The following is a 20,888-nucleotide window of genomic DNA, read 5'->3' as shown; positions in this document are numbered from 1 at the left end:
TTCGGATGACTTTATTTATTACAAATAAAAACACCCCCGGCGATATACCGGGGGTGTTTTTAGTTCAAATTACAAAACTTTGTTTATTTCTTCGGCAAAAGGATGCTGCGGGTTGTAGCCGCTCCATATTTTTACCAATTGGTGCTTTTTGTTAAGCAGTACAAAGTGCGGTACGCCGTTAACATGGCATTCCTGCGCCAGTTCCGCGCCGTTGTAAATAACATTAAAGTTAATACCCATTTCTTTTTGGTATGCCGCGGGGCCGCCGGGCACAGGGTCGGCAAATACGCCTAAAATGGCCACGCCTTTGGGGCCGAACTCATTTTGAAGGGTTATAATTTGCGGAATTGAAGCCTTGCAATAACCGCAGCTTGTGGACATAAACATAAGAAACACAGGTTTACCTTTGGCAACTGTTTCGCTGTCAAATTGCGTGCCGTCGATGCTGGGTAAGTTAAAAGCAACCTTAGGCCCGGAGAAACTGCAAGCGCTCATTAAAAGTGTAAGCGCCGTTAAAGCTATTAAATATTTTTTCATAAAAATATTATACTTTATTGGTTGACTAATAGCTATTGAAAAAAGGCATAAAAATGATAAACTATATTATATCCAACAGGAGGATTATTTTATGTTTAATAAGAAAGGTTTTACATTAATTGAGCTGCTTGTAGTAGTGCTTATTATAGGCATACTCTCGGCCGTCGCGTTGCCCCAGTATACAAAAACGGTTGAAAAGTCCCGCGCGTCGGAAGCTATTTTGAACCTTAAGGCTATTACAGATTCCGCCAATAGATATTATATGATGAAAAACAAATATACAGGCATTGTGCTTGGCTCAACCACAGACACGGAAGGTAAAGGCAATTTAGATATTGAACCGCCCGTGGCCGGCGCAAACAGCAAATATGATTATTTTCATGTCTCCCCCGCAGCAGCCAATTTTGTAATTTATGGTTGCAGAAGATCAGGCACAGATGCTGTGTTAAACCTGACAGACGCTACCACAAAAGCGTTATACTGCTTGCAGTTTAACAGCGCGTCTGGGCAGTTAACAAACAGATATTGCGTGGAAGATAAAGATAATTACTGCAATACAATTAAATTAGACTAATAGTATTTTTTACAAAATAAACCCCACGGGTCAAATGGACCCGTGGGGTTTTTATTGTGTTGTATTCAAATCTTACATACTCCAGTGCGGGGTAAAAGAGTTGCCTTTTACATCCACCAGTAAGTGCGGGGCGGAGCCGTCGGCGTCCATCACGTATATCTGCCTTCGGCCTTTGCGGGTGGTGGTAAACGCTATAAAGCGGCCGTCGGGGGACCAGGTAGGGTCCTCATTATTGGCGGAGTCTGAGGTTAACTGCCTTATTTGCGTGCCTGTGATATCTACTAAAAAGATATCAATAGGGTTTACGCTTGCGGTACGGCCGGCAAATACTATCCACTCGCCTGTGGGTGACCACTGCGGCGTGTCCGCCCAGTTAAGCGACGCTGTTACGCGCCTTGTTGCGCCGGTGGCAAGTTCCATAACATAAATCTGCGGGTTGCCGGAGCGGTTGGATACAAATGTTATAAAACGGCCATCGGGTGAGTAGGACGGGGAGCCGTCTACCGCCGCGTTGGATCCCAACTGCGTGCTTTTGCCTGTGTCTAAATTAAGTTCGTATATGGTGGGGTTACGAGTGCCTGAACGTGTAAGCACTATTGAGCGGCCGTCCGGTGAAACGCCGCCTATAAGTTCCAGCCCTTTTGTCATTGCCACGGGTTCCACTTTGCCCGCCGCTAAGTCTATGGCGAAAATATCGGGGTTATTATACCTGTATGATGTATAGTATATTTTACCGTCTTTACTCCAGCGGGGCAGTATGGCTATGGATTTGTCCGTAGTAAGTTTTTTAAAGTTATTGCCGTCATAGTCAGCTATGTAAATTTCTTTATTGCCGGTGGCGTTGTTGGAAAACGCTATGCGTGTGTCGGCTATGCCGCGCTTGCCGGTAAGTTCCTTTACAATCTGGTCGCTGGCTATGTGTGATAGGCGGCGCATGGCGTTTTGTTTACCCTTATAGCTTCTGGCGAAAACGGGTGCTTTTGTAATGGCGTTTAATACGTAAATTTTTATAACGTAATCGTCATCGCCCTCTATGGCTACGTCGCCAAATACTACGTATTGTATGCCAAGTTTTTCCCACTGTTCAAGCGGTTTAGTATAGTCTGATATTGTAATTTCGGGGCCGTTTTCTTTAATATCAAAGTGCCTGCTGAACATAAGGTCGCCGCGCATGGTCTCGTGCACCTCTTTAGCTTCTTTTTTTGCGTGCGGGTCATGCTGGTACGCGGCAATGCCAAGGGGCAGCAACTCGCTGCCGCCTTTGGAGTTAATGCCTATATAAACGTCAGTCTGCGCGAGCACAGTGACGGGTAACATCAAAAGTACTAAAATTTTAATTAATCTCATATTGTTTTATTTTATTGCCGCAAGCTCTTTTGCCGCTACTTTGGCTTCCGCGCTTTTTGGGAAGTCCTGCGACACGGACTGCAGGTATTTCTTAGCCTCTGTCTTTTTATTTAAAGGTAAGATTGACTGGGCGTATTTAAGCCTGTAGGCGGCTGTTTTTTTGCTTTTAGGGTATTTTTGCATCAGCGTGGCGTAAACTACCGCCGCTTCTTTCCATTCTTTTTTGCCGTAGTGGGCGTCGCCTATAAGTGCGTTTGCTTCTTCCACCAGTTCGCCTTCCGGGTACTTGGTAAGGTAGAGGTTAAAGCCTTCTATGGCGGAATCGTACTTCTTTTCATTTAAATTAGTTTTAGCGTTTTCAAAAATTGTTGTGGGCAGCACAATGGCGGCTTCCGCGGCGTGCTGGGCTACCGTTGAGGTTGCTACAGACAGGTCGTCAAGCTTGGCGGAAAGGCGGGTAATCATCTCCCCGGTTTCGTGCATGTTCTCATTGGTTACGTTGATGTCTGTGCTAAGTTCTTCTATTTTATAAGAAAGGTCAGCCTGGTTTTCCTGCATTTCTGAGAGTATTTTGGTGAGTGAGGATATCTGCGTTTTAAGGTCTCTCATATCCTTATCTGTGGCGCAGCCGTAAAAAACAAAAGAGCCCAGACCTAAGATAAAAAATGATTTAAGTAGATTTTTCATATAAGCCCGGGCTCCTTGAAACTAAAAATATTTACAACTTATTTTACTGTTAAGACTGTTTCGGCTCTTCTGTTCTGAGAGTAACATCTTTCGTTTGTCTCGTAGCAGAGAGGTCTTTCTTCACCGTAAGAAACTGTGGTAAGGTTTGTGGCCTTAATACCGAGTCTGGTGTAGTAGTTCTTAACTTCTGTGGCTCTTTTTTCGCCTAAGGCGATGTTGTAGGCGATTGTGCCTCTTTCATCACAATGGCCTTCTACAACCACGTTGAAAACCGCGTTGGCGGCTCTTGTTTTGATAAGTTTAGCGTTGTCGGCTAAAATCTGTTTGGCTGAGTCAGAAAGATTGTACTTATCAAGCGCAAAGTTGACTTGGCGAAGCGCAATTTCTGTGTTCTGAACGTCAACTACGACAGGTGTTTCTTCAACAATTACTTCTACTGTTGTAGGAGCGTTGAGGTTTTCGTCTGTCATCATGTCATCTTCAGTCGTGTTTTTTTTGCAAGCGGCCAAGCTTAAGGCTAAGCAGGCTACTAAAGCAAGTTTTACTAAGTTTTTCATGTGTATCTCCTTTAATAAATAGGGTTTGCACCCCTCATACGTAAATTTTACAAACTTTTTATGCAAAATTGTAAGCAAATAATGATTATGATAAAAGCTTAGCAAATATCCCGTTAAGTATACCGGGGTTGGCTTTGCCTTTGCTCTTCTTCATAACAGCGCCCACAAGCGCGCCTATAGCCTTGGCGTTGCCGGCTTTAACGTCGGCAGCCATTTTGGGGTTTTCTTCTATAGCTTCTTTGGCCCAAAGTTCCAGCTGCGCTGTGTCAGACACTTGCTCCAGCCCCATTTCACGCACAAGCTCGGCGGGGTCTTTTTGCGTTTCCCAAACGGCTTCAAAAACTTTTTTGGCCTGAGCGCGCGATATTTTGCCGCTGTCGCACAGGTTAATAATTTTACCCAGAGCCGCCGCTTTTACGGGGCTGTCTTCCAGGTCCAATTTGGCTGTATTAAGGGCGCCAAGTAAATCAGTGGTAATCCAGTTTGCCGCGCTTTTGGGCTGCGCTTCAGTCTTAACAACATCTTCATAATACTCAGACAAAGCGCGCGCGCTGGTAAGCACACCTGCGTCATAGTCAGATAAAGCGTAGTCGGCAACAAAGCGGGCTTTTCTTGCTAAAGGCATTTCGGGCTGGTTTTTAACAATTGTTTCCAGCCATCCGGCGTCTAAATGTAAAGGTTTAAGGTCCGGGTCCGGAAAATAGCGGTAATCCACGGCGTCCTCTTTAGAGCGCATGGGTACTGTTACGCCTTTATCTTTGTCAAAAAGTACGGTTTGCTGTTTAATTGCCTCACCGTTATTTAACGCTTCGGCCTGGCGTTTTATTTCATAATTTAGAGCGTCTTTTACGGCTTTAAAAGAGTTAAGGTTTTTAACTTCTACCTTTGTGCCAAAAGCGGTTGTGCCCTGCTCGCGCAACGACACGTTTACGTCTACTCTAAGTTCGCCCTTTTCCATATCGCAATTGGACGCGCCCACCCACTGGATATTAGCTTTAAGGGCGGTTAAAAAGTTGTACGCTTCATCGGCGCTGTGCATATCAGGGTCAGACACTATTTCCAGCAGCGGGGTGCCCGCGCGGTTAAGGTCTATTAAAGAGTAAGTGTCGTGGTGGACGGATTTGCCGGCGTCCTCTTCCATATGGGCGCGGGTTATGCCTATTTTGCGGCCGTCTACTTCAATGTAGCCGTGTTCTGATATGGGTCTGAAAAGCTGGGTTATCTGGTAGCCTTTGGGTAAATCCGGGTAAAAATAGTTTTTGCGGTCAAAAACAGATGTCTGGTTTATTTTAAGGTTAAGCGCTAAGGCCGCTTTTACCGCCAGTTCAACCGCGCCTTGGTTAAGCACGGGTAATGCCCCCGGCTGGGCGCTGCATACAGGGCAAACGGCGCTGTTGGGGGCCGCTTCATCAGGCATGCCGCTGGGGCATGAGCAAAAAAGTTTGCTGTTGGTTTTTAACTGCAAATGTATTTCCAGGCCTATTACAGGTTCAAATTGTTTTGTCATATGTAATATAATATCAAATATGAAACGCGTTTTTAATGAGTATTCTTATAAGAAGGGCGCCGCCGTCAGCGTTGCCAGTACCGCGCTGTGGAAGCTGGTGTCTTTTGCCAACAGCATTTTAATAGCGTTTTGGTTTGGCACTTCTTACGGGGCGGACCTTTATTTTTACCTTATTATATTGGCGGGTATTTTTACGCAGGTGTTTTTAAGCTTAAATACCAATAATATTATACCCCAGGCCATGCACCTGGGCGCGGGGGATAAACAGGGCGAAATAAAATTTTTAAATTGCTTTATAGTTTTTTACATGGTGTTTGGCGTTTTGCTGTGCCTGGCGGGCGCGGCAGCGCCCGCAATGTGGCTGGGGCTATTGTCGCGTTTTGACTATGGCGGCATGGCGGCCCGGGCACTTTTTTGCTTGGCTTTGGTTTATTTTGCGCTCTACATTCTTACGCAATTTTTAATTAATATTTTAGAACGCCACAAAGTTTTTGGCATAGCTTATTTTTACCCGCTTAACGCTATTATGCCTTTTATATTTTTAGTTGTTTTGCATGATAAGATAGGTATAGCGGGTATGCTGTGCGGGTTTATAGCGGCGTTAGCTATTCAGGCAATAATATGTTTGGCTGTTATGTTTGGTAAGCTTGGTTGGAAAGTAGAATTTGCGGGTGCGGGTTTTACTAAACAATTTTGGCATAATACGTTGGCGTCTTTGGGGGCGGAGGCTGTGCAGGTGCTTACGTCTTTTATACCGGTGTTTTTTATGAGCGGCTACGCCGCCGGCATAGTAAGCGCGTACAATTATTCCAAGCAGGTTACAGATTCTCCTACAGAAATTATTACAAACCGTGTGGTTAACGTTGCCAAAATTAATTTTAACGATTTGGCCGCCAAAGGCGATAATGCCGGGCTGGCAAAATCATTTTATAAAACGCTTTTAATACTTTTGCTAATAATGTCGCCAATAGCAGTGTTTACGGGGCTGTTTGCGCAAGATATTATAAGGTTGTTTTTTGAGCGCGGCAGTTTTAGCGCGGCTGATACAAAAAATACGGCGCTTTTTGTAACGCTTTTTATGCCTAATATTATTTTACTGTTACCGTCATTTTTACACAGAGCTTTAGCTTCCGCCGCAAGAAAACTGAAAGAGTTTTTCATCTACCAAATTATAAGCATGGCGGTATTTTTACTGGCGATATTTGTTTGCATGGGCCGTATGGAAGCGTACGGTTACCCAGTGGCGTTTATTATAAGTAATATATTTTGGCTGGGGTTTGCGTTTATGTTTATGAAGAGACACTTTAACTTTATCAGCCACGGGCGCACGCTGCGCATATTATTTCAGGTAGCATTTTTAGCGTGCGCTGCTGTAATACCCAGCTTGCTGATAGAAAGGTTTTTTAGTGTTCTTATTGTAAGAATTTTTATTTGCGGCGCGTTATATGTAACGCTGTTTGCGCTTCTGGCGCGCGCGGCGTATATTAAAATTTGGAGGAAGTTATGCCATTAACAACTGTCGCGTTGTCATTTTTGGCTATCATTATTATTGCCATATTTTTTATTAAACCTTATGAAAAGGGGCAGGCCGCCTACAGAAAAGCGGCTATTAAAAAAGTATGGGGCAAAAAACCTTTGCCGCCTGAGGGCAGTGACGCCCGCGCCCTTTTGGAAAATGAAATAGCGGCGGAAATGAACAAAATTACAGTTAAAAAACCAGCTTCAGCGCGTTGGGTTATGCTTCTTATAATACCGTTCATATTTATACTGGCCCGCGATAAAAGTAAAATGATGTATAAAGACACTAAGCTAAAAGTTAAAAAAGTTAATACTCAGCCTGAAAATACTTATAAAAAACCGATAACGCAGCCTGGTTCTAATGCCGCAGCCTCTCAGCCCGCGGTTGCTGTCCAGCCGCGCCGCACGCATGCTCCTGTACAAAAAAGCTATTTAACTATAAATAAAGATTTTATTCCCGCTGCAGGCCAAAGTTATTTGGTGCTTAGAGTGTATAAAGAATGGGCCGATGTTGTAGGGCGCATGGCGGAAAATGTGAATGAACGCGCCGCGCTTTATAACAAAAACTGCAAAATGTCTTTTTTAGGTTTTGACGGCGACAAAATGTATTTTGCTTTGTGTAAAGAAGCCTTGGACAGTAATGTAGATTTTTTTAATTTTATTACACAAAATATATCTTTCTCATTCCCGCGCCACAACGCCAATATAGGCAACGCCATAAGATACGGCGGTGTGCGAAATTACGACGAAAATAAACTTGTGGTTACCGTGTCTGAAGAGTATTCCAAAATGCTTGTGGACAGCCAGATAAAAAACGGTAATGACGAGCTTAAAGGCGGGCGCCTAAACTCATCTTATTACAAAATTAAAGATTTTAAACTTACGCGCGGCGCCAAAGGCGAACTGGTGTTAAATATTTGGTTTAATTCCCGCAAAGATTTAGACGGCTTTTATAATATAGGCATTGCCAGTAACTTAATTACGCAGCCCGAACTTTTTATAGGCGGCCTGCCGGACGATTTGTCGGCCAAAATATCTTTTGAGCCTAAGAAAGAGAAGGAAGTTGACAGCGGCGGTTTTGTATTTATAGACGGTACGGAGTTTTAGATATTTTAATGAGAAATAAAAAAGCGCCAACTTTTGTTGGCGCTTTTTGTATGTATGTCAGATTTAAAATTGGCCCCAGAGTATTTGTTCAAGTTCTAAGGTAACGCCGCTTTTTTCTTTTACTATGCGTTTAACCTCGTCCATCAGGTTTTTAATGTCTTCTGCGGTGGCTTGGTTAAAATTAACTATAAACCCGGCGTGCTTTTCAGACACCTTGGCCCCGCCTATGCTTAAGCCTCTTAAGCCCGCTTCGTCTATCAGCCTGGAGGCGTAGTCCCCCGCCGGGCGTTTAAATACGCTGCCTGCCGAAGGTAAATCTAAAGGCTGGTTTAATATACGTTTGTTAAGCACCAGGTTGCGTGTTTCCGTAAGAGCTTTGTAATCATCTTTTTTAAGTTTAAACGCGGCAGAGATAATAATATAATCCTCAATGCCCGGCACACTGCGGTAGCCGTAATCTATTTTATCTTTAGTTATTATAGACGGGTGCCCGGCGTAATCTATAACCTCAAAATACTCAAGAGAGTCAAAAGTTTCCTGGCCAAACGCGCCCGCGTTCATTCTAACCGCGCCGCCTATGGAGCCCGGTATGCCCGACATTTTTTCCATACCCGCCAGTCCGTCTTCCACGGCAATTTCTATCAGTTTATCCAGCGCCAGCCCTGCCTCCGCCTTTACTGTGTCCCCGGTTATGGAAACTTCTTCCATGCGTTTGGTAGAGCAGGTTATCCCCGGCAGGCCTTTGTCGCTTACTAAAATGTTAGAGCCAAAGCCTATTATCCTTATTTCCGTACAAGTAAGGTTTGCCAGTTTTAAAACAAAACTCCAGTCTTCTACTGTTTTTGGGTAAACAAGCGCCTCGGCCTTACCGCCCGTTTTGTAGGTGGTGTGCTCGCTCATCGGCGCGTCAAACTGGCAGTTCTCGCCAAAAAATTCTTTTAACTCTTCTTTAAAATCCATCTTGCTTCCTTATATAAAGGGCGCGTTGCCGCGCCCCGGTTAACTAAAATCTGGCGCCTACGCCCGCCTGGTAAATTTTGGTGCTGCTGGCTTGTGTATAAGAACCAAAAACGTAGAGGAACGGGAACGGCGTTACATTAAGCCCGGCGGTAAACCTGGTGCCGTCATGGTCATAAGATTTGCCGTCAAAGCTGGTGCCTGTGCTTTTAACTTCCAGATCCGTGTAATCATAACCAACGCCTACGTAAGGCTCAAGTATCAATACTTTTACAGACGCGCTGACTGAGGCGGAAAAGTGGTCCGCGCTGTAGTAATCTGTTTTCATTCTGTCATAAAAAGCGCCGGCTGTAATGTCGGGGAAAAACGGCAATATAGATGCGCCCACCAAACTCCACTTAAGGCCGCCGCCAATGCTGGTAAGACCGTCGTAGGATGTGCCTCTGGCGCTAAGGTTAAGGCCCAAGATAGGCAGTTTGGCGTTGCCGTATACCATAGGCATAAAAACGTAATCGTTATCGGCGTCAGAATCAATTTTATTGTTAGGGTCCATAAAGTTAGCCACTACGCCCACGTCAAAACCCGGGAAAGAAACGGTGGAACCGTTATGAAAGTCCGTCACGCCGGCTATTAAGCCAAGGTCTCTTGCGTAGGACTCAATATCGCCCGCTGTGGCGGCGCTTATATGTTTTTTAAAGTCATCATCAAACCCCGCGTGCGCGGCGGCGGCTATGAATAAACAGCATACTGCTATTAATAATTTTTTCATCCTATCTCCTTTTGAAAAAAAACTCTATATATACTATCATAAAAAATGAAGATTTATAATACAAGGAGTTTTTATGGCAGACATAAACGCGGGTAAATTACCAACCAAGAAGATTGACACAGAACTTCTTAAAAAAGAGTTTTTTAAACCAACGGGGGAAATTGCCAAAGTTAAGTTTGGCACGTCTGGCCACAGGGGGGTGCTGGGGGCGGGTTTTTGCGAGCTGCACGCCAAGGCCATAGCGCAGGCGGTGGCCGATATGCATAACGAGGCCAAAATTACAGGCCCCGTGCTTGTAGGCGGCGACACCAGACTGATGTCACGCACAGTGTCAGAAATTTGCGCCGGCGTTTTGGCCGCCAATAATATACCTGTAATACTACCGGACATCCCGCTGCCTACGCCTGTATTTTCAACAGAAATTTTACTTGGCCGCGCCGTGGCCTGCCTTAACGGCACAGCCAGCCATAATCCGCCCCAAGATATGGGCCTTAAATATAACCCTGCCAACGGCGGCCCGGCGGGTTCTGAAATAACCACAAAAATAGAAAATTACGCTAATAACTATCTTGACCATCCCGAAAAAATAAAAATTATACCGTTGGAAGAAGCTAAGGCAAAAGGGCTTATTAAAAATGAAGACGTTGTAACACCTTATGTAAACGAACTTGCCAGAGTAATAGATTTTGAAGCTATCAGGTCTGCCGGGGTTAAGGCCGCCATACACCCAATGGGCGGTACAAGCCTGCCTTTTTATAAAGCCATAAAAGAAAAGTACGGTCTTGATAATATGACAATAGTGGACGAGACTATAGACCCTACTTTTTACTTTATACCGCTTGACCATGACGGGCAAACCAGGATGGACCCGTCCTCACAGTACCCCATGAAACCGCTTATTGATATTGTGGCCTCGGGCGAGTACGCCTTTGCTGGCGCCAGCGACCCTGACGCAGACCGCTTTGGCTGTGCTACAAAAGATGGCGGGTTAATTAACCCCAACCACGCGCTTTGCGTAATGGCAAAATACCTTATAGAAAAAAGTAACCCAGACGCCAATATGTTCATAGGCCGCACGCTTGGCACTACGCATACTTTGGATAGGATCGCGGGTAAAGCGGGCATAGGCGTGGACGAAAAAAATGTAGGTTTTAAAAACTTTGTTGACGGCATTAAAGCGGGCCGTTACGTACTGTGCGGCGAGGAATCGGCTGGTATGTCTATGAGCGGCTGGACCACTGAAAAGGACGGCATTTTCGCCGTGCTTTTACTGCTTGAAATTATGTCTAAACAAGGCGATATAAGCAAGCTTTACAGTGATATCTGCGCTGAGTACGGCACCTCACACTATACCCGCATAGATATTCCCACAGACGACAAAACCAAAAACACCATAAAAGCGCTTAAAGCTATAGATGTTAAGTTTAAATCCGTAGCGGGCGAGGAGGTGGTAAACGTGCGCGACAGCGACGGTATAAAAGTTTATCTTACCAACTCATGGTTTTTAGTGCGCCCCAGCGGGACGGAAAACATTATCAAGTTTTACTGCGAAACATTTTCAGACGAAAAACATTTGCAGGAAGTTATAAAAGACGGGTCCGCCGCTATGGGGATAAAGTTAGGTTAAGGGGAGATAAATGAAAAAATTAATATTATCTGTTACGGCTTTGGCTTTGGCCGCCGTCAGTTACGGGAGCGCTATGAATACTATGTTTAAGGGGGATGCCCTGCGTTTTAATTACACGCCTGAGGAAGTGCTGGAAATAGAAAGAATAGCTTCTTTAGATTTTGAGACTGAGGTAAATAAAATTACCGCTTTAAGCCCTGCCGAAAGAAATTTTGACAACACGCTGCTTGCCTTTGAACGCGCTTTTACGGCCTATTGGTACGTGCCTAAATCACTGGCGTTGTTAACTTATTTTCACGAGGACGCAGGTGTGCGTGAAGCGGCTGCTAAGCTGGAATCAAAAGGTTCGCAGTTTAAGGCTGATATTTTAGCAAGAAAAAACATTTATAAAGCGTTAAAAGAATACGCCGACAAGCAGCCTAAACTTGCCAAAGAAGAACAAAAACTTTTAGAATTTTGGCTCTCACGTTTTGAGCGCGCCGGCGCGGAATTGGAGGGGCAGGACGCTTTGCGCTACGCCACTCTTACCAGGCAAAAAATGGAAGACATTACCAAGTTTAATGTTAATATTATGAACCATTATGACAAGCTGGAGCTTACCCGTGAGCAATTAGACGGCATGAGCGACGTTTACATAAACCGCCTTGGCAGAACAGAAGACGGTAAATATATCGTCACTTTAAAATACCCTGACTATAACCCCTTTATGGCCAACGCTACCAATGAAGAAGCCAGAAAAGCGCTGCAAATAAAATTTGCCAACCGCGGCGGCGAGGAAAACGTAAAACTGTTAGAAAAAGTGCTTGCCGTACGCTCCGAAACTTCCCGCATGCTGGGCTTTAAAGACCACCCGCAATATGTGTTGGAAGACCGCATGGCCAAAGACGAAAAAACTTTGACCAAGTTTCTCTCAGATATAGAAAAAAACCTAAAACCTATCGGCAAAGACGAGCTTAAACAGTACAAAGCGTTAAAGGCGGAGATGACAGGCAAAAAAGCTAAAGATTTTAACCTGTGGGACTACCCGTACTACTATAACCAGTACATGAAAAAGTATTACAATGTAGACCACGAAAAAATAAAAGAATACTTTACCACGGATACCGTGATAGACGGTATGTTTGATACTTTTGGCAATTTGTTCAGCTTAAAATTTGAGAAGGCGGACCTGCCCAAATGGCACAAAGACGTGCTTACCTATAAAATAAAAGACGCCGCCACAGGCGAGCATATTTCTAACTTTTATATGGACCTTTACCCCCGTGACGGCAAGTACACGCACGCCGCTTGCTGGAGTTTTATTGACGGCCACCTTAAGGCGGACGGTGCGTATCAAACCCCGTCAGTTGTAATAGCGTCCAACATGAACCCGCCGGGCAACGGCATACCGTCGCTGCTTAACCATAGCGAAGTGGAAACATTATTTCACGAGTTTGGGCACGTATTGCAAATGTCGCTCACTCACCCAAAATACGCTTCTTTAGGCGGCGATAATATAGCGTGGGATTATATAGAAACACATTCGCAATTGTTAGAAAATTGGGCGTGGAACAAAAAAGTGCTTGCCAAAATTTCAAAGCATTACAAAACGGGCGAGCCGCTGCCCGAAGCCATGGCGGATAGTTTAATAGCGTCCAAACACGCGGGCGTAGCGCTGCCAATGCTTAGGCAAAACTTTCAGGGCCAGTTGGACTATCAATATCACAAATCCAACAAACCTGTGGACACAACCAAGGTATATGAAAAGCTTATTAAAAAGATTTACATGATACCCGTTACCCCGGGCACGCACCCGCAGGGCAACTTCGCGCACATTATGTCGCTTACTGACCCTTACGACGTGGGATATTATGTATACGCCTGGTCGCTGGTAATAGCGGACGATATATTTTCAAAATTTGAGGCGCATGGCCTGGAAAATAAAGAGCTGGGCGCGGAGCTTAGAAAATATATTTATACGCCTGGCATGACTGAGGACCCCAACGATATGGTAGCCAAGTTCCTTGGCAGGCCGTACAATAATCACGCTTTCTTAAAAAGCTACGGTGTAAAAGTAAAATAAAAAAGTTTGTTGAAAAGCCCCGCCAAACGGCGGGGCGTATTAATAAGTAAAAGTTTTGAAAGTTGTTAAATGCGAAGCATTGTTCAAAACTTAGGTTTTTGCGAAGTAAAAAGCCCCGCCGGTTGGCGGGGCTTTTGTTTTACCTATGGGGTAAAACAAAACACCCGGCCGTATGGCCGGGTGTTAAAGGGGGACTAAAGTATTGCTTAGTTGCCTTCTCTTGAGCTTTGGCATACCACGCAATATCTTGCGAAGGGTAATGCCTTGATTCTCTTTTTAGGCAGTACGGCGCGGCAGTACTCGCATTTACCATAAATGCCTTTGTCAATTTTTCTTAAAGCGCTTTCTATTTGGTCAATGGTTGTCTGCGAGTTGTCGGCCTGCTCAAACAACATTTCTTTGTCTAAGCTTTGCGTGGCCACGTCAATAGGATCGCCAAAGGAAGTGTCCGGCATTTCCATTTCTTTTTTATCTTTAAGGCGGGCCAGTGCGTCGTCGCGCAGGTCAATTAAATGGTTTTTAATTTCTTTAATTTCCGCCGCACTCAGCGTTTCACCGGCGGCCGCTTTTAAGGGCACTATAACAGGTTTTTTGGCCGGTTCAAATCTTTTAACTTCTTTTTTACTGTTTTGACTACGGCCTTTTTTACTGTTTTAACTTTCTTTTCAACAGCCTTTTTAATAGGCTTTATTTGTTTAACAGCTTTTTTTGCTGTTTTCTGCACAGCCTTTTTTACGGTTTTTAACGTTTTAGCCTTTTTGCTTACTGCTTTTTGTACTTTTGCAGCTTTTTTGTTTGATTGTTTTTTTAATGTATTCACTTTTTTTGTCATTTTCTTGATGTCTTTTTTTATAGTTTTTTTAATTTTTGCCGCTTTCTTTGCTATAGGTTTTTTAGGCGCCGTTTTTTTGACGGCCTTTTTAACCGGTTTTACAATCTTTTTAGAAGCGGTCTTTTTTGGCGCAGCTTTTTTGGTTATTTTTCTAGCTGCGGTTTTAATTTTTTTAACAACTTTCTTTGCCATATAATCCCCCGTTTAAAAATTATATTTGACTAATCTACCATATAAAAATATGTTTGTCCACCACCCGCGCGGCATGGGCTGCGCTGGTAATTACATTATAGTCAGTTAAACTGACGGCGCCCCTTGCGCGCCAAAGTCAGCTTATATTTACCTTTATTTTTATAATGCTGTAAAAAATGATAAAATAACTATACACTAATACCGTTTTTGGCGGTTTAAACCCCATGGCGGAATCTAATAAAGTGTATATTTCCTGTGAATACGGAAAATATGATATAATATTATCACTATGTTACCTACATACAGACCAAATAAAAGAAAAAGAGCTAAAAGCGTAGGCTTTAGAGCTAGAATGGAGACAGCCGGTGGCAGAAAAGTGCTCAGCGCACGCAGGGCCAAAGGCAGAAAACACCTTATTGCAAAATAAGGCGGTGTCTAATTACGGCCTTACCAAAGACAACCGTTTACACCTTAAGAGAGATTTTGAGGACATATTTAAAAACGGTAAAAAAGTTTCGCATGGCGGACTTGTTTTATGGTACAGGCCAAGTTCTGCGGGCGGGCATGCCCCGCCGCGGATGGGAATAGCAGTATCAAGAAAGCTGGGCATAGCGCCCAAACGTAACCGCGTTAAAAGACTTCTCAGAGAGGTTTTTAGACTTAACAGACATAAACTTAGTAGCGGCGTGGCGTTCGTCATAAGCCCGCGCGAAAGCGGTAATTTAAAAGATTTGACTTCAGTACAAAATGCTGTTTTTGAACTTTGGAAGAAAGCCGGTATATTAAACTGCGAGGACAATTAAAGTCCGGTAAGCAGGATTAAATGAAACGTATTTCACTTTTAGCAAGAAAAGCTGTTGTATTTTTTTTAGACGTATTTAAAATTTTTGTGCGTCCTGTCATGGGGCCTGCGGCTTGCAGGTTTTACCCGTCATGCACGCAGTATACAAAGCAAGCTATTATGAAGTACGGGCTTTTTAAAGGTAGTTTTCTGTCAGGCAAAAGGATACTTAAGTGCCATCCTTTTCACCCGGGCGGATATGACCCTGTACCTTAAATGTCGCAGTTAAGCTAAAAACCTCTCTAAAAAGAGGATTTATGGATAATAAAAAGTTTATGGTGCCGTTTTTAGTGTTTTTTATAGCGCTAATGGCATATAACCAATTTGTAGCTTTACCCAAAGCGCAAAAGCTGCAAGCAGAAAAAGCGGCCGCCACGGCTGCCTTAGAAGAAGCTCAAACCCAAACTACTGCCCAATCAGTAACCTCCGCCGGTATTATTACCTCAAATGTAATTAAAGACGTTAAAACCTCTGACAAAGAAGAGTTGTATTCTTTTTCTACCGCTACGGCGGACATTGTGTTTACGTCAAAAGGCGCGGGCATTAAAGATTTTGTCTTTAAAGACTGCGTAGGCGATGTTAACCTTACGCCTTACACGGGGGAATCCTTTTACACTACTTTCCCCGGGCTTAACTTTAAAGAAACATCCAAAACAGCAAATTCCATCACATTCGCCGCTAACATTAATAATGTAACGGTGTCCAAGATTTATACCTTTAATGAAAACGGTATAAACAACCTTCAGCTTATCTTTAATAATAACAATAATAAAGAAGTGGCTATAGACCAGTTTTATTTTAACTTTGGTCCGGGTCTTGGCACGGTGGAAAGCGAAAAGTCAGACAACGGCAGAGAAATGAAAGCTGTTTACTCCGTACAGCAGCCGGGCAAAAGCCTCAAGGTTATTAACAGAGGTAAAGAAGACTTAGAAGACAGCGTGCAGGACGGCAATTGGCTGTGGGCAGGTTTAACCAACAGGTACTTTTTGGCGGTTATTATGCCAAAAAACTGGAAATCCGGCATTTTGGAATACGACATTAAACCTGTTGATAAAGTAAAAAGATTTTTTGGTATTTTGGGCACAAGCAAAGTGGAAGGCCCTTTACTTAAAATTGACGTTCCGGCCATGGTATTAGCGGCAAAATCAAAGACAGTGCTTGATTCCGACTTTTACTTCGGCCCTAAAGATTATAAAGAGTTTGAAAAGCTGCCTTATCAATTAGACAGGTCTATTGATTTCGGCTTTTTTGGTACTCTGGGCAAGATGGTGCGCTCACTTTTAGTGACGCTCTATAAATACACGGGCAACTATGGGTTTTCCATAATCATAGTGGCCATATTATTCCAGGCTATCATGTTAAAGTTTACGATTATGCAGCAAAAATCTACACTTACCATGAAAAAAGTACAGCCTGAAATGAAGCGAATTCAAGAACAGTACAAAAACGACCAGGCCGCACAACAGCAGGCGCTTATGGCTCTGTACAAAAAGCACAACTTCAACCCGTTTATGGGCTGTTTACCGCTGCTTATACAAATGCCCATATTCTTAGCCTTGTTCAACGCGTTCCGCACTTCATGGGACTTGCACGGCGCTACGTTTATATTCTGGATAAAAGACTTATCAGCCAAAGACCCGTACTATGTATTACCCATAGTAATGGGCGCTATCATGTTCTTCCAGCAAAAAATTTCCGCCCCTACAGGCGGCGATCCTACACAGACAGCCATGCTTAAATGGATGCCGGTTATATTCACATTTGTGTTTATTAACTTCCCGGCGGGCTTGGTGCTGTACTGGTTGACCAATAGTATCATTAGTTTAGTAATTCAATTAATCATAAACAAAAGGGCGGAAAAAGCCGCTTAATTAATTGCAGAGGATTTATTTTATGGCAAGAAAAACAAAAATACAGGCAAAAGACGTAGACACAGCTATAGCCCAAGGTTTAAAAGAACTTGGCTTAAGGCGTGACCAGGCGGAAGTTACAGTAATCAGCCGCCCCACAAAAGGGTTTTTAGGCATAGGCGCTAAACCCGCGGTTGTGGAAATAAGACAGAAACGCTGGCAGGGCGGCAACCTTGACTCACAGATTTACATGGACGTACCTAAAAAGAGCTCTGGCAGAGGCGGGTCCTCCTCCTCACGCGGCGGCAGAAAAGGCGGCAGAAGCGACAGGAATGAAAGAAGCGAACGTCCGGACCGCGCGGATAAACCTTTTAAATCTGACCGTACGGACAAACCGGCCAGAGGCGAGAGCAGGTTTAAAAAAGGCGGCAGAAAAGGAGCGCCCAAACCGGCCAGAAGAGAGAGAATATCAGAACCTAAAGCCCCCAAAGCTAACGAGGCCCAGCTGTTACCCTCACTCGCAATACAAAACACCGTTATACCTGAAAACCTTAAAGCTCCTATGCAGGATGCCAAAGAACTGCTTAGCAAATTGCTTGAGCATATGGGTGTAAAAACAGAAAACCTTAATGTTTGGTGGGACGCCGCCCAACAAAGAATTTTAATTACCTTTGACTGTGACCACCCGGCCATAGTTATAGGTAAAGAGGGCAAAACGCTGGAGGCTGTGCAATATCTTTTAACATTGTCTCTCAGCAGACATTTTGCCACACCTATATCAGTAATGGCCGACACGCAGAACTACTGGAGAAAGGCCGAAGACAAACTTAACGCCGAAATTGAACGCGGTATAACCACAGTTAAAAACGGCGGTTCAGTATACCGCTTACGCCCTATGCCAGCGCAGATGAGACGCTTTGTACACCGCGCCTTAGAAACCAACGAGTTTGTTGAAACAGCTTCTGAGGGTGAGGGTAAATGGCGCAAAGTTATTATCAAAACCCGTGTTAACCCCATAGGTTCTAATAAACAGACGGAAGAAGAAAAAGCCGCCGATGCCGCCGCAAGAACGCCCATTAAATGCGCCAGCGACGAGCTTGACGCCGAGACAGAACGCGCGGAGCGCAAACTTGACGCGCAGGAAGCGGCCGAAGTTTTAACCGTGGAAGAAAACAGGGCGGAAAACGCCACCCCCGTTATGGTAACGGAATCTGTTTGCGTGGCTGAGGTTACGGTTGAAGGGCAGACAACAAGCGCCTGCGAAATAGAAGTTACCCGTGAAGAAGTTGTGCTTGAAAACGCGCCTAACTCACAGGAACCTATAGAGCAGGAGTCATGCGGATTTCCCGAAGTAAAAACAGAAGGCGACATAGCCGCCAACGTTCAAGAAGCGGAAGCCCAGCAAGCTGAGGAAGAAAATAAAGAAGAAACTCCCGCCGCTTAACACAAAATATATTAAACAAAAACCCCCGCTAATCTGCGGGGGTTTTTGTTTGTAAGCACGTTTAATATGTTGTTGAATATTAAATAAAAAAAGTTTGTCATGCTGAGGAGCAGCCCAAAGCTGCGACGTGAACATCTACCGCTTGAGCCGTTTTGCTTTGCGTAGCAAAGGTTATTAATGCTGTAAAAGATAATACTGATTGCCGGGTACTTTAATTTAAGCGTGTATTTTTTTACGTAAAGCGCGGGTTGTATAAAAAGTTTTTTCTTTTACTTTTATAAAAGCCTGCTTTTGCGCTTTTCTTGTCTGAAAATGGCGTTTTATTGAATATGGTATAGCCACAAAAAACGTTATCATCTGTATTATGGGGAACTGCACGGAGCCCAGCGTATATAACTGTTCTTCTGTTTCCATAAGCGCTTTTATTTGCGTGTAAAACGGGGTGGGGACTTCTTTTAAAGCGGATTTTAACGCTTCTATTTTGCTGTGCAAAAACGCCGCTGTCTGCCCGTCTATATTATAAGAAACAACCATAAAAGGCTGTTTTAGTTTAAGGTACGGAATATCACGCAAAAAGTCTTTTGCCCTTTCGCGCAGCTCGGCCACACGCGGGTCTTTACTCATTACCAGGCTGCCTATATCGGGTACAAATATACCCTGCTCTGCCGCGTATAGGCGTATAAGCTTTTCAAATTGTCTTTCAATATCAGTAGTGTAAGCCAGTTTTTTTACCATGTCAAAATTATAACAATTTTATCCTTTAATATTCTATATTTAACCTCCCAAAATGGTAAAATATGTTTAGGTTCCCAGTACATTTTTAACTCTTGGTTCATTTGCCTAAAAACATGGCGTAAGACCAGTAGGGAAAATGTCCTGGCATTAGGTACCGCCATGTTTTTAGGCAAACCCTAAAGGGCTAAGTGTATTTTTGAAAATTTTAATTTTTTTGCTCCTTAAATACGATAAAGTATTCTCGTCGCAAATAAAATTAAAATTTTCTAAAAATCCACAATAGCGAACCAAGAGTTAAAAACGCACTGGAAACCTATGGAAAATGATACTGTCTGCGCCGTTACAACAGGTGCGGGCGGGGCTGTCGCTATGCTCCGCCTTAGCGGCCCTGCGGCGTGGTCTGCGGTGAAAACTTTGGCCAAGCGGGATTTTGCGCCCGAGCCTAACCGTGTTTATCTTCTTAAACTATACGACGGCGGCGCAGTGCTGGACCAAACGCTTGTAACATTCTTCCAAGGCCCCAAAAGCTTTACAGGTGAGGACGTGGCCGAAATCGCCTGCCACGGCTCACCATATATAAAAGGCAGGCTTTTAGAAATTTTACAGCCCCTTGGCGTACGCCCGGCAAAAAACGGCGAGTTTACTATGAGGGCGTTTCTTAACGGTAAAATGGATATTACCCAGGCTCAAGGCCTTTGCGATTTAATAGCGGCTGACAACGCCATGGCCCACGGCGCCGCCATGCACAGCATGGAGGGCAAATTATCAGAAAAATTTAAAAACATTAAAAACTCCCTTTCAGAACTTCTGGCGCAAATAGAAGTGCGCCTTGACGATGTGGACGAAGAAATGACCCCTCTTGACCCCGCTTACGTAAACGGTATATTGGGCGAGGTTACAACTTCCGTTAAAGACTTAATCGATACCTTCCGCACCGGTAAATTTATAAAAGACGGTATAAAAGTAAGTATAGTTGGCGTGCCAAACGCGGGCAAAAGCAGTTTGCTTAACGCTATACTGGGCTACGATAGGGCGATAGTGTCTGAAGTAAGCGGCACCACGCGCGACACTATTGAGGACGCTTTTGATTACAAAGGCCACAAAATAATTTTAACCGATACGGCGGGCATACGCGCCCACACGCTTGACGCGGCGGAAAAACAGGGCATGGAGCGCAGCCTCTTGGCGGCTAAAAAAGCGGATATTATTATTTTTACCATAGACTCGTCCGTTCGCACCAATCCCGATGAAATTAAATTTTGGGACAGCATTAATACTCTTGGTAAAAAAATAATTTTAGCCTGTAATAAAACAGATATAGCCTTTCACGAGCCAAAACTGCTTGGCGAGTATGACACGGTAAAAGTTTCCTCCACAAACGGTGACGGTATAGAAGAACTTAAACAAGCAATTGTAAACGCCGTTGATATGGGGCATGTGGATTTAAACTCCAATATCATAACCTCAGCTGTGCAGTATGACATGCTGGTTAAGACGGCAACAGAAATGGAAGACGCTTTGAAAACCGTTGCCAGCGGCATAGGCATGGAATTTACGGCCGAGCATATCAGACGCGCATTATTTCATCTTAAAGAAATCATAGGCGAGGTTTACGCCGACGATATTTTAGGTATAATTTTTTCCAAATTTTGCGTAGGCAAGTAATAGCTGTATTTCAACTTTTATTCCCTCGCCCCACCGGGGGAGAGGGCAAGGGTGAGGGGGAAAGTACGCAAAATGTACAC

Annotated in this window: 21 protein-coding genes; 11 read left to right on the top strand and 10 right to left on the bottom strand. The window is 44.1% G+C overall.

Annotated elements, in window-relative coordinates; translation table 11 throughout:
* Positions 1–69: 69 nt before the first annotated feature.
* Entirely contained in the window at positions 70–537 is a 468-nt protein-coding gene (locus AAIR98_RS08985) for a TlpA disulfide reductase family protein (RefSeq protein ID WP_423971859.1), read from the bottom strand.
* 91 nt (positions 538–628) lie between these two features.
* On the opposite strand from AAIR98_RS08985, the gene AAIR98_RS08980 reads away from it, so the two are divergent.
* On the top strand, positions 629–1,111 hold the full coding sequence (locus AAIR98_RS08980; protein ID WP_423971858.1) for a type IV pilin protein: 483 nt from the start codon (positions 629–631) through the stop codon (positions 1,109–1,111).
* A 72-nt stretch (positions 1,112–1,183) separates the two neighbouring features.
* On the opposite strand, the gene AAIR98_RS08975 is transcribed toward AAIR98_RS08980, so the two are convergent.
* The 4 genes from AAIR98_RS08975 to gatB all read right to left on the bottom strand — a co-directional run bounded on the left by AAIR98_RS08975 (position 1,184) and on the right by gatB (position 5,209).
* The gene (locus AAIR98_RS08975) at positions 1,184–2,458 is read right to left on the bottom strand and encodes a DUF5050 domain-containing protein (RefSeq protein ID WP_423971857.1); all 1,275 of its coding nucleotides are present in this window, start codon (positions 2,456–2,458) and stop codon (positions 1,184–1,186) included.
* A gap of 6 nt (positions 2,459–2,464) precedes the next feature.
* Positions 2,465–3,145 carry a tetratricopeptide repeat protein gene (locus AAIR98_RS08970; RefSeq protein WP_423971856.1) on the bottom strand — a complete coding sequence of 227 codons (681 nt, stop codon included), beginning with the start codon at positions 3,143–3,145 and terminating at the stop codon, positions 2,465–2,467.
* A 38-nt stretch (positions 3,146–3,183) separates the two neighbouring features.
* Positions 3,184–3,702 carry an OmpA family protein gene (locus AAIR98_RS08965; protein WP_423971855.1) on the bottom strand — a complete coding sequence of 173 codons (519 nt, stop codon included), beginning with the start codon at positions 3,700–3,702 and terminating at the stop codon, positions 3,184–3,186.
* Between the two features lie 85 nt (positions 3,703–3,787).
* A complete protein-coding gene (gene gatB, locus AAIR98_RS08960) occupies positions 3,788–5,209 on the bottom strand; it encodes an Asp-tRNA(Asn)/Glu-tRNA(Gln) amidotransferase subunit GatB (protein ID WP_423971854.1) in 1,422 nt (473 codons plus the stop codon).
* A gap of 19 nt (positions 5,210–5,228) precedes the next feature.
* Here gatB and AAIR98_RS08955 point away from each other — a divergent pair, with 19 nt between their 5' ends.
* Together AAIR98_RS08955 and AAIR98_RS08950 are read left to right on the top strand one after the other, a co-directional pair.
* The gene (locus tag AAIR98_RS08955; protein ID WP_423971853.1) at positions 5,229–6,722 is read left to right on the top strand and encodes a lipid II flippase MurJ; all 1,494 of its coding nucleotides are present in this window, start codon (positions 5,229–5,231) and stop codon (positions 6,720–6,722) included.
* A complete protein-coding gene (locus tag AAIR98_RS08950; RefSeq protein ID WP_423971852.1) occupies positions 6,713–7,834 on the top strand; it encodes a hypothetical protein in 1,122 nt (373 codons plus the stop codon). Before AAIR98_RS08955 ends, AAIR98_RS08950 begins: the two co-directional genes overlap by 10 nt.
* Before the next feature lie 63 nt (positions 7,835–7,897).
* Here AAIR98_RS08950 and murB read toward each other — a convergent pair whose 3' ends face one another.
* Together murB and AAIR98_RS08940 are read right to left on the bottom strand one after the other, a co-directional pair.
* Positions 7,898–8,794: a UDP-N-acetylmuramate dehydrogenase gene (gene murB / locus AAIR98_RS08945; protein ID WP_423971851.1), complete on the bottom strand. Its 897-nt coding sequence runs from the start codon at positions 8,792–8,794 to the stop codon at positions 7,898–7,900.
* A 43-nt stretch (positions 8,795–8,837) separates the two neighbouring features.
* Complete coding sequence (locus AAIR98_RS08940; protein ID WP_423971850.1) at positions 8,838–9,560, bottom strand: hypothetical protein; 723 nt, start codon at positions 9,558–9,560, stop codon at positions 8,838–8,840.
* Between the two features lie 73 nt (positions 9,561–9,633).
* Here AAIR98_RS08940 and AAIR98_RS08935 point away from each other — a divergent pair, with 73 nt between their 5' ends.
* Together AAIR98_RS08935 and AAIR98_RS08930 are read left to right on the top strand one after the other, a co-directional pair.
* Positions 9,634–11,187, top strand: a complete 1,554-nt coding sequence (locus tag AAIR98_RS08935; protein ID WP_423971849.1) for a phosphohexomutase domain-containing protein — start codon at positions 9,634–9,636, stop codon at positions 11,185–11,187.
* Between the two features lie 10 nt (positions 11,188–11,197).
* Positions 11,198–13,249: a M3 family metallopeptidase gene (locus AAIR98_RS08930; protein WP_423971848.1), complete on the top strand. Its 2,052-nt coding sequence runs from the start codon at positions 11,198–11,200 to the stop codon at positions 13,247–13,249.
* A 206-nt stretch (positions 13,250–13,455) separates the two neighbouring features.
* Here the strand turns inward: AAIR98_RS08930 and AAIR98_RS08925 are convergent, their stop codons facing one another.
* Positions 13,456–13,827: a TraR/DksA family transcriptional regulator gene (locus AAIR98_RS08925; RefSeq protein ID WP_423971847.1), complete on the bottom strand. Its 372-nt coding sequence runs from the start codon at positions 13,825–13,827 to the stop codon at positions 13,456–13,458.
* On the bottom strand, positions 13,827–14,273 hold the full coding sequence (locus AAIR98_RS08920; RefSeq protein ID WP_423971846.1) for a histidine biosynthesis protein HisIE: 447 nt from the start codon (positions 14,271–14,273) through the stop codon (positions 13,827–13,829). Before AAIR98_RS08920 ends, AAIR98_RS08925 begins: the two co-directional genes overlap by 1 nt.
* Before the next feature lie 289 nt (positions 14,274–14,562).
* On the opposite strand from AAIR98_RS08920, the gene rpmH reads away from it, so the two are divergent.
* From rpmH to jag, 5 genes are read left to right on the top strand one after another with little or no spacing between them, the layout of a single operon-like run.
* Positions 14,563–14,700 (top strand): 50S ribosomal protein L34, encoded by a 138-nt coding sequence (rpmH, locus tag AAIR98_RS08915; RefSeq protein ID WP_423971845.1) that lies wholly within the window; start codon positions 14,563–14,565, stop codon positions 14,698–14,700.
* Positions 14,639–15,076 carry a ribonuclease P protein component gene (rnpA, locus tag AAIR98_RS08910; protein WP_423971844.1) on the top strand — a complete coding sequence of 146 codons (438 nt, stop codon included), beginning with the start codon at positions 14,639–14,641 and terminating at the stop codon, positions 15,074–15,076. The genes rpmH and rnpA overlap by 62 nt, the downstream gene beginning before the upstream one ends.
* A gap of 20 nt (positions 15,077–15,096) precedes the next feature.
* Positions 15,097–15,330, top strand: coding sequence for a membrane protein insertion efficiency factor YidD (yidD, locus tag AAIR98_RS08905; RefSeq protein ID WP_423971843.1), 234 nt, complete (start codon positions 15,097–15,099; stop codon positions 15,328–15,330).
* Between the two features lie 41 nt (positions 15,331–15,371).
* Positions 15,372–16,985 carry a membrane protein insertase YidC gene (yidC, locus tag AAIR98_RS08900; RefSeq protein ID WP_423971842.1) on the top strand — a complete coding sequence of 538 codons (1,614 nt, stop codon included), beginning with the start codon at positions 15,372–15,374 and terminating at the stop codon, positions 16,983–16,985.
* 22 nt (positions 16,986–17,007) lie between these two features.
* The gene (gene jag, locus AAIR98_RS08895; RefSeq protein WP_423971841.1) at positions 17,008–18,408 is read left to right on the top strand and encodes an RNA-binding cell elongation regulator Jag/EloR; all 1,401 of its coding nucleotides are present in this window, start codon (positions 17,008–17,010) and stop codon (positions 18,406–18,408) included.
* Positions 18,409–18,624: 216 nt separating this feature from the next.
* Here the strand turns inward: jag and AAIR98_RS08890 are convergent, their stop codons facing one another.
* Positions 18,625–19,143: a hypothetical protein gene (locus AAIR98_RS08890; protein ID WP_423971840.1), complete on the bottom strand. Its 519-nt coding sequence runs from the start codon at positions 19,141–19,143 to the stop codon at positions 18,625–18,627.
* 315 nt (positions 19,144–19,458) lie between these two features.
* On the opposite strand from AAIR98_RS08890, the gene mnmE reads away from it, so the two are divergent.
* Positions 19,459–20,808: a tRNA uridine-5-carboxymethylaminomethyl(34) synthesis GTPase MnmE gene (mnmE, locus tag AAIR98_RS08885; protein WP_423971839.1), complete on the top strand. Its 1,350-nt coding sequence runs from the start codon at positions 19,459–19,461 to the stop codon at positions 20,806–20,808.
* Positions 20,809–20,888: the final 80 nt, after the last annotated feature.

It is taken from the genome of Elusimicrobium simillimum (assembly GCF_049639735.1).
GTDB classification, from domain to species: domain Bacteria; phylum Elusimicrobiota; class Elusimicrobia; order Elusimicrobiales; family Elusimicrobiaceae; genus Elusimicrobium; species Elusimicrobium simillimum.
The sequence above is the reverse complement of the archived record's forward strand: the minus strand, read 5'-3'. Positions and strand labels throughout refer to the sequence as shown.

Excerpts from the sequence above, each read along its gene's own strand:
- AAIR98_RS08985 (WP_423971859.1), bottom strand. The coding sequence starts at position 537 with ATGAAAAAATATTTAATAGCTTTAACGGCGCTTACACTTTTAATGAGC.
- AAIR98_RS08980 (WP_423971858.1), top strand. The coding sequence starts at position 629 with ATGTTTAATAAGAAAGGTTTTACATTAATTGAGCTGCTTGTAGTAGTG.
- AAIR98_RS08975 (WP_423971857.1), bottom strand. The coding sequence starts at position 2,458 with ATGAGATTAATTAAAATTTTAGTACTTTTGATGTTACCCGTCACTGTG.
- AAIR98_RS08970 (WP_423971856.1), bottom strand. The coding sequence starts at position 3,145 with ATGAAAAATCTACTTAAATCATTTTTTATCTTAGGTCTGGGCTCTTTT.
- AAIR98_RS08965 (WP_423971855.1), bottom strand. The coding sequence starts at position 3,702 with ATGAAAAACTTAGTAAAACTTGCTTTAGTAGCCTGCTTAGCCTTAAGC.
- gatB (WP_423971854.1), bottom strand. The coding sequence starts at position 5,209 with ATGACAAAACAATTTGAACCTGTAATAGGCCTGGAAATACATTTGCAG.
- AAIR98_RS08955 (WP_423971853.1), top strand. The coding sequence starts at position 5,229 with ATGAAACGCGTTTTTAATGAGTATTCTTATAAGAAGGGCGCCGCCGTC.
- AAIR98_RS08950 (WP_423971852.1), top strand. The coding sequence starts at position 6,713 with ATGCCATTAACAACTGTCGCGTTGTCATTTTTGGCTATCATTATTATT.
- murB (WP_423971851.1), bottom strand. The coding sequence starts at position 8,794 with ATGGATTTTAAAGAAGAGTTAAAAGAATTTTTTGGCGAGAACTGCCAG.
- AAIR98_RS08940 (WP_423971850.1), bottom strand. The coding sequence starts at position 9,560 with ATGAAAAAATTATTAATAGCAGTATGCTGTTTATTCATAGCCGCCGCC.
- AAIR98_RS08935 (WP_423971849.1), top strand. The coding sequence starts at position 9,634 with ATGGCAGACATAAACGCGGGTAAATTACCAACCAAGAAGATTGACACA.
- AAIR98_RS08930 (WP_423971848.1), top strand. The coding sequence starts at position 11,198 with ATGAAAAAATTAATATTATCTGTTACGGCTTTGGCTTTGGCCGCCGTC.
- AAIR98_RS08920 (WP_423971846.1), bottom strand. The coding sequence starts at position 14,273 with ATGGCAAAGAAAGTTGTTAAAAAAATTAAAACCGCAGCTAGAAAAATA.
- rpmH (WP_423971845.1), top strand. The coding sequence starts at position 14,563 with ATGTTACCTACATACAGACCAAATAAAAGAAAAAGAGCTAAAAGCGTA.
- yidD (WP_423971843.1), top strand. The coding sequence starts at position 15,097 with ATGAAACGTATTTCACTTTTAGCAAGAAAAGCTGTTGTATTTTTTTTA.
- yidC (WP_423971842.1), top strand. The coding sequence starts at position 15,372 with ATGGATAATAAAAAGTTTATGGTGCCGTTTTTAGTGTTTTTTATAGCG.
- jag (WP_423971841.1), top strand. The coding sequence starts at position 17,008 with ATGGCAAGAAAAACAAAAATACAGGCAAAAGACGTAGACACAGCTATA.
- AAIR98_RS08890 (WP_423971840.1), bottom strand. The coding sequence starts at position 19,143 with ATGGTAAAAAAACTGGCTTACACTACTGATATTGAAAGACAATTTGAA.
- mnmE (WP_423971839.1), top strand. The coding sequence starts at position 19,459 with ATGGAAAATGATACTGTCTGCGCCGTTACAACAGGTGCGGGCGGGGCT.